14 protein-coding genes are annotated in these 12,928 nt (G+C 38.9%); 10 read left to right on the top strand and 4 right to left on the bottom strand.

Annotated elements, in window-relative coordinates; translation table 11 throughout:
• Positions 1-138 precede the first annotated feature (138 nt).
• From zwf to ACWOEC_RS09400, 3 genes are all read right to left on the bottom strand, one after another.
• Positions 139-1,659, bottom strand: coding sequence for a glucose-6-phosphate dehydrogenase (gene zwf, locus ACWOEC_RS09410; protein ID WP_455307698.1), 1,521 nt, complete (start codon positions 1,657-1,659; stop codon positions 139-141).
• Positions 1,656-2,318, bottom strand: coding sequence for a metal-dependent transcriptional regulator (locus ACWOEC_RS09405; protein WP_297075907.1), 663 nt, complete (start codon positions 2,316-2,318; stop codon positions 1,656-1,658). The genes zwf and ACWOEC_RS09405 overlap by 4 nt, the downstream gene beginning before the upstream one ends.
• A 109-nt stretch (positions 2,319-2,427) precedes the next feature.
• Complete coding sequence (locus ACWOEC_RS09400) at positions 2,428-3,663, bottom strand: aminopeptidase (RefSeq protein ID WP_455307694.1); 1,236 nt, start codon at positions 3,661-3,663, stop codon at positions 2,428-2,430.
• A 229-nt stretch (positions 3,664-3,892) separates the two neighbouring features.
• Between ACWOEC_RS09400 and ACWOEC_RS09395 the strand changes: the two genes are divergently transcribed.
• Positions 3,893-4,486, top strand: coding sequence for a TetR/AcrR family transcriptional regulator (locus ACWOEC_RS09395; protein ID WP_455307692.1), 594 nt, complete (start codon positions 3,893-3,895; stop codon positions 4,484-4,486).
• A 108-nt stretch (positions 4,487-4,594) separates the two neighbouring features.
• On the opposite strand, the gene ACWOEC_RS09390 is transcribed toward ACWOEC_RS09395, so the two are convergent.
• Positions 4,595-5,041: a flavodoxin gene (locus tag ACWOEC_RS09390; protein WP_455307690.1), complete on the bottom strand. Its 447-nt coding sequence runs from the start codon at positions 5,039-5,041 to the stop codon at positions 4,595-4,597.
• A gap of 156 nt (positions 5,042-5,197) precedes the next feature.
• Here ACWOEC_RS09390 and map point away from each other — a divergent pair, with 156 nt between their 5' ends.
• From map to ACWOEC_RS09345, 9 genes are all read left to right on the top strand, one after another.
• Entirely contained in the window at positions 5,198-5,962 is a 765-nt protein-coding gene (gene map / locus ACWOEC_RS09385; RefSeq protein ID WP_297076075.1) for a type I methionyl aminopeptidase, read from the top strand.
• 19 nt (positions 5,963-5,981) lie between these two features.
• Positions 5,982-6,911 (top strand): YihY/virulence factor BrkB family protein, encoded by a 930-nt coding sequence (locus tag ACWOEC_RS09380; RefSeq protein ID WP_455307688.1) that lies wholly within the window; start codon positions 5,982-5,984, stop codon positions 6,909-6,911.
• A complete protein-coding gene (locus tag ACWOEC_RS09375; RefSeq protein WP_297076080.1) occupies positions 6,911-8,047 on the top strand; it encodes a glycosyltransferase family 4 protein in 1,137 nt (378 codons plus the stop codon). Before ACWOEC_RS09380 ends, ACWOEC_RS09375 begins: the two co-directional genes overlap by 1 nt.
• 113 nt (positions 8,048-8,160) lie before the next feature.
• On the top strand, positions 8,161-9,156 hold the full coding sequence (locus ACWOEC_RS09370; protein WP_455307685.1) for an aldose epimerase family protein: 996 nt from the start codon (positions 8,161-8,163) through the stop codon (positions 9,154-9,156).
• Positions 9,157-9,251: 95 nt separating this feature from the next.
• On the top strand, positions 9,252-9,683 hold the full coding sequence (locus ACWOEC_RS09365; protein WP_455307683.1) for a CopY/TcrY family copper transport repressor: 432 nt from the start codon (positions 9,252-9,254) through the stop codon (positions 9,681-9,683).
• A 17-nt stretch (positions 9,684-9,700) separates the two neighbouring features.
• Positions 9,701-9,934: a heavy-metal-associated domain-containing protein gene (locus tag ACWOEC_RS09360; protein WP_455307681.1), complete on the top strand. Its 234-nt coding sequence runs from the start codon at positions 9,701-9,703 to the stop codon at positions 9,932-9,934.
• A 68-nt stretch (positions 9,935-10,002) separates the two neighbouring features.
• Entirely contained in the window at positions 10,003-10,536 is a 534-nt protein-coding gene (locus tag ACWOEC_RS09355) for a hypothetical protein (RefSeq protein WP_455307679.1), read from the top strand.
• Positions 10,537-10,593: 57 nt separating this feature from the next.
• Positions 10,594-11,772, top strand: coding sequence for a pyridoxal phosphate-dependent aminotransferase (locus tag ACWOEC_RS09350; RefSeq protein ID WP_455307677.1), 1,179 nt, complete (start codon positions 10,594-10,596; stop codon positions 11,770-11,772).
• A gap of 247 nt (positions 11,773-12,019) precedes the next feature.
• On the top strand, positions 12,020-12,904 hold the full coding sequence (locus ACWOEC_RS09345; protein WP_455307675.1) for a phosphate ABC transporter substrate-binding protein PstS family protein: 885 nt from the start codon (positions 12,020-12,022) through the stop codon (positions 12,902-12,904).
• Positions 12,905-12,928 lie beyond the last annotated feature (24 nt).

The raw sequence follows: 12,928 nt of genomic DNA, 5'->3' as shown, positions 1-12,928 counted from the left end.
GTTGCGTATCATGATTCGTCACGGTAGTGCATTGCTTTTAAACTAAAAAAGATCAAGAGGAAATAATCCTCTTGATCTCCAATAATTCTAAGATTTCTCTTCACCAACATCATTTGACAAAGAGCCGTTTTTTTATGTTTATAATAAATCGCGTTTACGATACCATTCATCTGGTGTCCAGATCCATTCAAAGCCATCTTTTGCTAACAGATCATAGGCAGCTTGTGGTCCCATTGTTCCAGCAGCATAGTTAGGAAAATCTGGTGTTTCATTATCCCAAGCATGACGAATCACATCTACGATCCGCCAAGATTGCGCCACTTCATCCCAGTGTGTGAAGTTTGTTCCATCGCCTTCAAAAGCGTCTAGTAACAATTTTTCGTACGCTTCTGGTGTATTGCCAATGATTTCAGCACTGTTACGATAGTCTAATTTCACAGGCGTCATGTCAAAACTATTGCCGACTTCTTTACCATTTAAGGATAAAGAAAATCCTTCTGTTGGTTGGATATAGATCGTCAAGACATTTGGAGCTAGTGTTTCTTGTTCTGAAGGTTCAGTGATCGATGTTTTAAATACATTGACTGGTGTTGGTTTAAAGACGATATTGATGCGTGTTCCTTTTTCAGTCAATCGTTTTCCAGTACGTACGTAAAACGGTACACCTGACCAACGGAAATTATCTAACTGGAATTTTCCAGCAACAAACGTTTCAGTTGCTGAGTTTGGATCCACATTTTCTTCTTCGCGATAACCTGTAAATTGTTTGTCTTCCAAATGCCCTGCATCATATTGGCCGCGGACAAAGTTTTCTTTGACTTCTTCTGGTGTATAAATACGAACAGAATCAAGTGCTTTGATTTTTTCTTGACGAATCCCGCGCTCACTAAACTCGATTGGTGGTTCCATCGCAAGCAAAGCTAAGACTTGTAGGATGTGGTTTTGGACCATATCCTTTAATGCACCGCTCTTGTCATAGTAGCCACCGCGTTCTTCAACACCTAGATTTTCTGAAATATTAATTTGGATATTGTCGATGTAACGATTGTTCCACATTGATTCGAAAATATTGTTTGCAAAACGAATCGCAGAGATATTTTGAATCATTTCTTTACCTAAGTAGTGATCGATACGATAAATCTCTTTTTCACTAAATACCGTACTAATCTCTTCGTTTAATTCTTTTGCCGATTCGTAATCTGTTCCAAACGGTTTTTCAATGATCACACGGTGATAACCTTTAGTGTCTAGCATACCTTGTGATTTTAAATGTTGGACGATCGTGCCAAAGAAGTTTGGCGACATTGCAAGATAGAAGAGGCGATTGCCGTTTAGTGCGTATTCTTGATCCAAACGATCTGCAAGATCTTTTAACTGGTCGTAATGTTCGGTATCGGTCACATCATGTGATTGATAGTAAAAATGATCAGCAAACGTTTTGGCTTGCTCTTTGGATTCAGCTAAGTCTTTGATGGTTTCTTGCACGACTTCACGATATTTCTCATTGCTCCAAGGACGTCTAGCCGTTCCAATAACAGCAAAACTTTCTTGTAACTCACCTTTCAAATAAAGACGGAAAAGGGATGGATACAGTTTACGTTGCGCCAAGTCACCAGTTCCACCAAAAATTGTAATTAAGACATTCTTTTCTTTCACTATTGGTCACATCCTTCTAATTGATCTACAAAAATTGTAGAAGCTGCTTTGAAACTGACAGCAAGTTTTTTTGTTTCATTTTCGATCGTAATCGGTCCTTCATAATCGGCAATATCGCAAATGATATAGTCTTCATGAATTTTTAGGTCAAGAGAAACGAGATAATCTAATAATTCTTTTTCGTCCAATACTCTTGCAATACGAACTTTAGTGCCGATTGGATATGAGCTTAGTGTAGCACGTTTTTGCTCACGGATCGGTTCATAAGCCTTAGGGATCATGCCTCCATGTGGACAATAGGTGGGGTGAGCGAGATATTCTTCTAAGCGTTGTGCTAGTTTTTCAGAAGTTACGTGCTCCAACACCTCCGCATCATCGTGGACTTCATTCCATGAATAGTGAAGATGTTCCACCAAAAAGACTTCCCATAATCGATGGCGTCTGATCAATGAACTCGCATTAACTAATCCGGCTTGGGTCAATTGAACGCCTTGATAGGGCGTATGATCGACTAATCCTTCTTTTACTAATTTGGTGATCATTTCGCTCACAGAAGCCGCAGAGATATTTAATCCGGAAACGATTTGTTTATTGGATATTTTTTCTCCATCGCCACCTAATTCTAATATCAGCTTTAAATAATCTTCGCGATTTGGTGTCATATCATTCATCCCTTCTGTATGTTCTAAATTTTAACAAAAAATAGAAAATATTACTATGTAAAGGGTATGAAAAAAGCAAAAACATCACAGATGTTTTTGCTTTTTTGATTTATGCCCATTCACCATTACGGAAAATCGGAACACGAGTCCCATCTTCACGGATACCATCGATCGACATCTCACCAGAACCGACCATAAAATCGACATGAGTTTGGCTACGATTCAATCCAGCTTGTGCCAACTCTTCTTCAGTCATTTCTGTACCACCATTTAAACTAAAGGCATAGGCAGAACCTAATGCAAGATGGTTCGATGCATTTTCATCAAATAGTGTATTAAAGAAAATGATACCAGAACTAGAAATCGGAGAATGATGTGGAACAAGTGCTACTTCACCTAAACTTTTTGCACCTTCATCGATATCCAGTAAGCTTTTTAAAACATCTTGGCCTTTTTCTGCTGAAAAGTCGACAACTTTTCCATTTTCGAAAGTGAATTTCATTCCAGAAATGATCGTACCTGCATAGCTTAATGGTTTTGTACTTGAGATATAACCATTGATACGACGCGCATCAGGAGCTGTGAAGACTTCTTCAGTTGGCATATTGGCCATAAATTCCTCACCACGGCTATTCAAGCTTCCAGCACCTTCCCAGTTATGGTTTTTAGGAAGACCGATCGTTAAGTCTGTTCCAGGGGCAGTATAGTGAAGCGCATCGAATTGTTCTTCATTTAAGTACTCTGCTTTAGTACGTAATGTTTTATCGTGTGTTTGCCATGCTTTGATTGGATCTTCTTCGTAGATACGAGTCGTTTTAAAAATTTGATCCCAAAGCGCTTCAGTAGCTTCGGTTTCTGATTTATCTGGGAATACTTGTTTTGCCCATGCAGGACTAGCCGCAGCGACGACGGTCCAGCTGATTTTATTGGCTTGGCTTGCTTTTCTCAAATTGATCATTGCTTTTCCTACAGCAGCTTGATAAGAAGCGATACGTGTGGCATCGACTCCGGCTAATGCGCTAGGGTCTGCAGAAACCACACTGATCCGGCTTGCGCCTTTTGCAACCCAATCGTCTGCTTGGTCGATTTTATATTGAGGGACTTCTGTCAAGCGTTCTGTTTGTGCATGAGTTAAAAATTCACGTTGGATCGTATCATCACTCCATTGAACGACCACTTCAGCAGCTCCTAAAGCATATGCAGAAGCAGTAATCAAACGGGCTAAAGGTGCTTGTTCTACGCTGATGTTGAGAACAATTGTTTGGCCTTCTTGGACGTTGACCCCAACTTTTGTAATCAACTCTGCATATTTGTTTAAATTTTTATTAAAATTTTCTAAAGACATAAAAACCTCGCTCCTTTTTTATATTATAATTTGTTGTATAACTCCCTATATAATAACATTGCCTAAAAATACTGACAATTATAATCCATCGGAGATAGGTTCTCAAAAATATCTTTTCGATTATTCTTTTGGATAATCGAGACTGAAACTTTGCTTTATGTTCTAAGAGTGTTAGAATGAATATAGTAAGGGCGGAAACGAAGTATTGTAATTGTAAGGAGATGTAGAAATGGCTAGAAAAAAGACGATTACGCGCGAACAAATCTTGAAAGCTGCTCATGAAGTAGTTGCAAGCGAAGGATTCTCGAAATTTACAGCTAGAAACATTGCTACAAAGATGAAATGCTCAACACAGCCTATTTATTTGGAGTTTAAAAACATGGACGATCTGAAGCAAACATTGATTCAGGATATTTTTGATTATCTATCGACTGAAGTGTTTACTCGTGAAGTAACTGGGAACAAATTAGTAGATTTTGGTTTAAATTATATCGACTTCGCAACCTCAGAGAAGCGTTTGTATCGAGCATTGTATTTAGAAGATTCAGGAAATGGCGAATTAATGCAAGAAACTTCTTTTGAATGGTTTAAAAAAGTTTCGTCGACTGACCCAGAGTATTCAACGTTACCGGATGAACAATTTCAATCGGTATACATGGGATTTTGGATTATGACGACAGGTTTAGCTTCTTTAATGTCAGCAGGTATTATCAACCCAACTCGCGACCGTACAATCGAGATTTTGGAAGATACGCTGACTACAATCGTGCATGATAATGTATCGATCGTAGTTGATGTTAACCATAGCAAAGAGATTTTGTAGGACCGTTTCAGTGTTTTTAGAAGTGTAAGGGACTAAAATGAGAAAAACAACATCAAAGAAAAAGGTATTCTAGCACGCGCATATGGGCTCTAGAATACCTTTTTTGTCTTATTTATTTGAAGCGTTGATCAATTGTTTGGCAAAATATTCCAATTTTTGAATGTCTTCTTCTTCAGCAGCAAGGTCGACTTTAACACTGTCTGCTCCTTTTTTTGCACCGATTTTTGTAAAGGCTTGTTCAAAATCATCAACAGCTTTACAAAAGAAATCATAAAATGTATCCCCAGAGCCGCAGACACCAAAAATTTTCCCACTTAAATCGAGTTCTTCTAGATCATCGTAAAAATCCATGATCTCATCTGGTAAATCACCATCACCATATGTATAAGAAGCCACGATACAAATATCGGCGTCGCTAAATTCAGCAGCATCGACTTGGGTACATTCATTGATTTCAACTTCAATACCAGCATCTTCCATTGTTTCAGCAACGATATCTGCGATTTCTTCTGTATTTCCAGTCAAACTTGCATAGACAATTTTTGCTAGAGTCATTGTTTATCCCACCATCTTTGTTATTTCTGTAGCTGTTTCTAGTATAGCAAAAGAAAGAATGATTGAAAATAGCGAACAAAACCATGAGAGAATTTGGAAAAATGAATTCGCCTATGTTAAAATGAGTAGTATTTAAATGAAGGAGACGAAAAATTTATGATTACTTTAAAATCACAACGTGAAATTGACCAAATGGCCGAATCTGGAGCCATTTTAGCAGATGTACATAAACAATTACGCACATTTATCAAACCTGGGATCACAAGCTGGGATATCGAGGTATTTGTAAAAGAGTATATTGAAAGCCGCGGTGCGATCGCAGCACAGATCGGTTATGAAGGATATGAATTTGCAACTTGCTGTAGTATTAATGACGAGATCTGTCATGGTTTTCCACGTAAAAAAGTCCTAAAAGACGGCGATTTGATCAAAGTCGATATGTGTGTCGATTATAAAGGCGCAATCTCAGATTCTTGCTGGGCATATGCAGTGGGCACACCTTCACCTGAAGTTGAAAAATTGATGGAAGTGACGAAAAAAGCACTTTATCTAGGGATCGAACAAGCTGTGGTCGGCAATCGCATTGGAGATATCGGTCATGCGATCCAAACGTATGTTGAAGGAGAAGGCTATGGCTTAGTTCGCGATTTTATCGGTCATGGTATCGGTCCTACGATTCATGAAGAACCCATGGTGCCACATTATGGACAAGCCGGTAAAGGACTACGCTTAAGAGAAGGTATGGTCATTACAATCGAACCAATGGTCAATATTGGCGATTGGCGCATGAAAATGGACCCAAATGGTTGGACGGCTTATAGTAAAGATAATTCACTAAGCTGTCAGTATGAACATAGCTTAGCCATTACCAAGGAAGGTCCACGTCTACTGACTTCACAAGGAGAAGAAGGCACATATTAATGCCTAAGAGGTAGCTGAAATGACACGTGTAAAAAAGATTCTCCGAAATGAGAAGTTGACCCATTTTCTAGATATTTTAAAAACACGCTTAACGGATGCAGAAATCGGAAATAGTGCAGTAGTCGTCACGTATTATTTGCTACTTTCGATTTTTCCTTTATTGATTGCGATCGGTAACGTGTTGCCCTTATTGCAAATCGATCCAAATAAAATTTTACCGTATATGCAAGAGTTGATTCCAGAACAGATTTATCAGTTTTTAGGGCCAGTGATCAAAGAATTGCTGACTCAAGGATCTGGGAAATTACTTTCCATTTCCGCTCTAGGAGCATTGTGGTCGGCTAGTAAAAGTATCAATGCCTTACAGACCGCGATGAATAAAGCTTATGGTGTTGAAGAGCGCGCGAATTTTTTTGTGGTGCGTGCTGTATCGTTAGTCGTTATTATCTTTTTTATGATTTCGATTGTCGGCGTCTTTATCGTATTTGGAGTTGGAAAACTAATTTTAGACGTTTTACAGCCGATACTGCAATTTCCAAATGAATGGGTCAGTATCTTCCAGACGATTCGTTGGCCATTGACGATGATCGTATTGATCGCAATGATGACGATGATTTATTGGTTAGTGCCAAACGGACGTGTCAAATTACGCTCAGCTTTACCTGGAGCTGTTTTGACATCGATCGGTTGGATCGTATTATCCCAAGTGTTTGGGATCTATGCGACCTATTTTGCGCGACGCGTGAGTGGGTACCAAATCATTGGAAGTTTTATCGTATTGATGATTTGGTTGAATTTTATTTCAATGATTATCATTTTAGGTGGGATTTTAAACGCAGTGATCGAAGAAATGGTCAGTGGGCGCGAAGTGCAACAAGGAAAAGACCGCATCAATCGCTTGTCGCGTAAGATCAAGCGTAAAGTCAAAAAAGAAAGTGAGTCTGACTGATGGAATTTACATTTAAATTGATCACCCAATTGTTTTTGACCATGATGTGTGCTGCAGTCATTACACCGATCGTTAAGTTATTAGCTTTTCAAATCGGGGCTGTCGATATGCCAAATGCCAGACGGATCAATACCAAACCGATGCCTACTGCAGGCGGATTGGCGATTTTTATTACATTTACGCTATCTACGATCTGGGAATTTCGTTCCAATCTGTTGGACACTAGTGTCGTTCCAATCTTACTGGGAGCTTTGATCGTCGTCATTACCGGTTTGATTGATGATATCCGTGAGTTGAAGCCGCTCCCTAAATTGATTGGATTGATTCTAGCAGGACTTGAAATCTACTATGTAGCAGGTATTCGCATCAATACGATCTCGATTCCATTTATTGGCATGTTTGATCTGCATTGGCTAAGCTTACCTGTAACTTTACTATGGATATTAGCGATCACCAATGCGGTCAACTTGATCGATGGATTAGATGGCTTAGCAACAGGGGTTTCGATGATCGCATTAATTACGATCGGACTAGTAAGTTATTTTTATTTACCAGATAATGGTGTCTTTATTTCGATTATGATTTTCACACTTGTGGCATCGATGATGGGATTTTTCCCGTACAATTTCAATCCGGCTTCCATTTATCTAGGAGATACGGGAGCATTGATGTTGGGCTTTTTTATCGCTGTATTTTCGTTACAAGGGCTAAAAAATGTCACGTTTATCTCTGTACTGACGCCGATGTTTATTTTGGGAGTCCCGATTACCGATACGATCTATGCGATTATTCGCCGTTTGTTTAATAAACAAAAGATCTCTTCACCTGATCGTATGCATCTGCATCATCGTTTGATCTCACTAGGATTTAGTCATCGTGGAGCGGTGATGACAATTTATGCATTAGCGATGATTTTTTCATTTATTGCGTTGTTAATGAATTATGCCAGCACGATGGCGATCATTTTACTGGTGATCATGACCACATTAGGATTAGAATTATTTATTGAACTGATTGGATTAGTTGGTGAAAATCGTCAACCATTGATGCATTTCTTCCAATTTTTTGGAAATCAACAATTTCGTCATGAACGTTTGGCGAAGTGGTCAAAACGATTTAAAAAGAATCAAAAATAAGTTGGATTGGTAGCCATGCCAAACCGCTTATTTTTTTGTCTTCTTGACTTCAATTTCAAACTTCACTATACTCAAAAGAGTAATGAAAGGCTTTACATTTAGGAGGAAGCAAGATGGTTCAAGTAGAGATTCGTCAGACAGAAACATTAGGTACGGTTTATGTATTGCAAAACGAAACGCAAGCAGTAAGTTTAAGTCCCTTCGGAGCGCGTTTACTTGGATGGGAAATCAACATAGCAGATACAAAAAGAGATATCGTGGTCGGCTTTGATTCACTTTCACAGCATAAAGAACATCGTTACTTTGGGGCAACGATCGGACCTGTGGCAGGGCGGATCATCGATGGGAATTTTACACTAGAAGATCGTGTCTATCAATTAGAAACAACGGAAAATGGGCATACCTTGCACAGTGGGGCTTTAGGACTTGATCAAGTGATGTTTGAGGCAAGTACAAATGAAACGCAAGGAGAAGCTAGTGTATGCTTTGTGACTACATTTAAAGATCCTGATAACCGATTCCCAGGAAAGATTTTGGTAAAAGTGACCTATACGTTAACGAAAGCCAATCAACTTACGATCACATATGATGCGACAACAGATACACCGACTTTATTCAATCCAACTAATCATGGGTACTTTAACTTAACAGGAGATGCTGGTCAGGCGATTAATGCGCATTATTTGCAGATAAACGCACATCATGTTGCAGCCAAAAAAGCCGATGTAACGACAACGGGTGAACGATTAGTAGTCGCCGAAACGCCTTATGATTTTGAACAGATGAAGCGGATCGGTGAAGTGGCTTTAGATGATCCATTTATTTTGGATCATGAAGAAGCAGTCGATTTGGTGTTGACTAGCCCAGATGAACAAGTCGTCTTGACTGTAAATACTGATGCACCAGCCGTGATTTTATACACTACTGGTAGTCATGAAGAAGGTCAGATGATGAAGCAAAATCAAACAATGGCCAATCGTGGTTCGATTGCCATCGAAACACAAGGGATTCCAGGAAGTGAACGTTATGAACAGTTTCCATCGATTGTTTTAACCCCCGAAACACCATTTCATTCTCAAACCACTTACGAATTAATTGGAAAGGAGTAGTTGTCTTTTGACAGCTACTTTTTTTGACAAAAAAATAAAAAGCGAGTAAGCTAGGATACATAAAGATTACTTTTGTAAACGAAAGAAGTGAAACGATGGCGACACAAAAAGAAAACCAAGTAATCAGCGAAGCAGAATGGCAAGTCATGCGCGTAATCTGGACAAAACGTGAGACAACCGCTAAAGAAATCTATGAAGCTATCCATGAACCACTAGATTGGAAATTGGCTACTGTTAAAACCCTTTTAGGGCGACTGGTGACAAAAGAATGGATCGAGACGACAAAAGAAGGCAAACGGTTCATTTACAGTCCTTTAATTTCCCAAGAAAGTGCGATGGAACGGTTGACTGAGGACTTTTTAGCACGGATATGTGCAAAAAATGTGGGTCAGACCTTAGCCAATATGATCCAAAATACACCACTAAGTCAGACCGATCTAGCATTATTAAAAACAGTATTAGCAAATAAACAAGCAACTGAGATTACTTGTAGTTGTTTACCTGGTCAATGCAATTGTCATCATTAGAAAGGGTGAGGAATATGATGAAACAAGAACTACACGTTACGGGAATGAGTTGTCAAAATTGTGTCAAACATGTTGAACAAGCGATCCAGTCTCTACCTGGAATCAAGAAAGCGACAGTCGATTTGAAAAAAGAGCAAGCACGTGTGACGTATGATGACACACAGCTATCAAATGAGGCGATCAAAGATCAAATCAATGAGCAGACACATTATCATGCCACGATTCTCAAAACAAAGCGTTCTCTTTTTTGAGAAGGCTTTTTTTGTGTTTTCAAGCTATGCTATAATAAGCAAAATAGGTGAAAAAGGAGTCCATAAATATGACATTTAAAAAATTAGAAGTTCCTACTTCTTCCATTACTGAAGTAAAAAAATCACCGATGGATGTCTTCCAACAAGCACGTAAAGAAAAAACGGGTGTCTATATTTTTAATCGTGAAAAGATTGCTGGAGTTATGCTAACACAAGAACTCTATGAATCTTTAGTCAAAGAACTAGATGAGTTACGTGCAAATGAGGTTCAAGTAGAGACAAAAAAACCTGATCCGGAAGTTTCAAGTCACATTCGTGCAAATGAATTACTGGATTTAGTTAAAACGAAGATCGTACCGAATACGACGATTGCCGTTAAAAAATTGGATGAACAATTGACAGATTTTGGATTTATCTCAAAACGAGATGCTTTCCAAGGAATCAATGAGTTGTTAGAAGAGTTACAAAAAACAGGAAAATTGACCTATGTACTCTCACAAGCCCATGCAACGCCATTTGCGATCGAGCTGATCGGAGAAGAAGATTACCAATCTGCGTTCGTAAAAAAGATAATCATTAGAAAAATTTTAATAAAAGAATGATTTTCGGCTGTTTCTGTTGCAAAAATCTGCTACTATATGAAAAAAGGAGTGAAGTTTGTGTCAAATTTAAGTCAACGTTTTAACCCCGAGTTAGAAAAAATTACAGTTTCCTTGATCCGCCAGTTTGATGAGCGTGTATCCAACATTCCCAATATGCTCAAATTAACTTTAGGAGAGCCAGACTTTGATACACCAGAGCATGTCAAACAAGCTGGTATCAAAGCGATCGAAGATAATTTTAGTCATTATTCTGGAATGGCTGGATTAAATGATGTTCGTCAAGCGGCATCTGCTTTTTTCAAAGAAAAATATCATGTAGCCTACGACTGTCAATCAGAAGTAATGGTTACAGTTGGCGCGACAGAAGCCATCTCTGCGACTCTTTTGAGTGTGTTGGTCCCTGGAGATGAAGTAATCTTACCTGCACCGATCTATCCTGGTTATGAACCGATCATCCATCTAGCAGGTGCGACTCCTGTGTATATCGATACGACAGATAATGACTTTATTCTATCTCCTGAAGCATTGGAAGCAGAGTTGATCAAACGCGGTGATAAAGTCAAAGCGGTGATCTTAAACTTTCCAAGTAATCCAACAGGTGTGACGTACACAGCTGACGAACTATCCGCTTTAGCTGAAGTGTTGAAAAAATATGATGTTTTTGTGATCAGTGATGAGATCTATAGCGAATTATCTTATGATGCGCCGCATGAGAGCATTGCAACATTTTTATATGATCAAACAATCGTGATCAATGGACTATCAAAATCTCATGCAATGACAGGATGGCGTATCGGATTTATTTTTGCGCCACAAGTTTTAGCACAACAAATTATTAAAGTACATCAATACTTGGTCACTGCGGCTTCAACGATTTCGCAAAAAGCTGCCGTTCGGGCATTAGTAGAAGGAATCAAAGATGCCGAGGTCATGAAAGAAGAATACCGTAAACGTCGCAATATGGTCTATGAGGAAATGACGAAAATGGGATTTGAGATCGCGAAACCCTCAGGAGCGTTTTATATTTTTGCGAAAATTCCAACCGGGTATCTCAACGATTCGATGGAATTTTGTGTAGACCTAGCTGAAAAAAATCAATTAGCGATCATTCCAGGTATCGCATTTGGTCCAGAGGCAGAAGGATATGTGCGAATCAGTTATGCAGCAAGTATGGAAAACTTAACGGAAGCGATGGCTCGTTTACGCGCTTATATGGAAAACGAAAAAAAGCTGTAACATAAGTTGATTATAGTGTCAAAACTCGAATAATCGATCTTCTCGATTAAATAAGTTGGATCATTACCGAAATAGTTGAACCTATTATCGGAATGATTCGGCTTATTTTTTGAGTTGTCCACTTTCGTCGCAGCTTTTTTTTATTTACATAAATTTGACAAAGAGAGCAGTAATGTTTACATAAAGTCCATTTTCTCTTTACACACACTTGTTACACTATGTTTGTAATAAAGAGAGGAGATACAACATGAAAAAATTAGGTGCCATTTTAGTCTTAACTGGAGTATTACTTGCAGGATGTGGGAACAGCGCAAGTTCAGCAACAAATGATTCAAAATCTTCTTCTGATAAACCGGTTGAAATCGTTGCAGTAGGGTCTACAGCGCTCCAACCATTAGTAGAAGCAGCACAAGAAAATTTTCAAACTGAACATCCAAATTACACGATTACAGTTCAAGGTGGCGGTTCAGGTACAGGGCTGAGTCAAGTTGCCAGTGGTTCTGTGACGATTGGAAATTCTGATGTATTCGCTGAAGAAAAAGAAGGCGTAAAGGCTGATGAATTAGTCGATCATAAAGTTGCTGTAGTCGGTATGGCACCAGTAGCCAATAAAGAAGTCGGTGTTGACAATATTTCCCAAAAACAATTGATCGATATCTTTACAGGTAAAATCAAAAACTGGAAAGAAGTTGGTGGAAAAGATGTCGCGGTAACAGTAGTCAACCGTGCATCGGGTAGTGGTACACGTGCAACATTTGAAAAATGGGGCTTAGATGGTGCCGAAGCGATGCAAAGCCAAGAGCAAGATTCATCAGGAGCAGTGAAGAAAATCGTTGCGCAAACACCAGGTGCAATCAGTTATCTAGCGCTTTCTTATTTAGATGATTCACTTCAAACACTTGGTTTAGACGGTGTCAAACCAAGTGCCGAAGCGATTGAAACAAATGACTGGAAAATTTGGTCTTATGAGCATATGTATACAAAAGGTGAACCAGATCAAGATGTTAAAGCATTCTTAGATTACATGGTTAGCACAGATGTACAAGAAGGTGTGGTCAAAGAATTGGGTTACTTGCCGATCACAGCGATGAAAGTCGAACGTTCAGTTGATGGAGAGATTACAACAAAATAAATACAAAAAACCTCTTAGCCTGAA

It is taken from the genome of Enterococcus bulliens (genome assembly GCF_053761865.1).
This window is presented reverse-complemented; position numbering and strand designations above follow the sequence as displayed.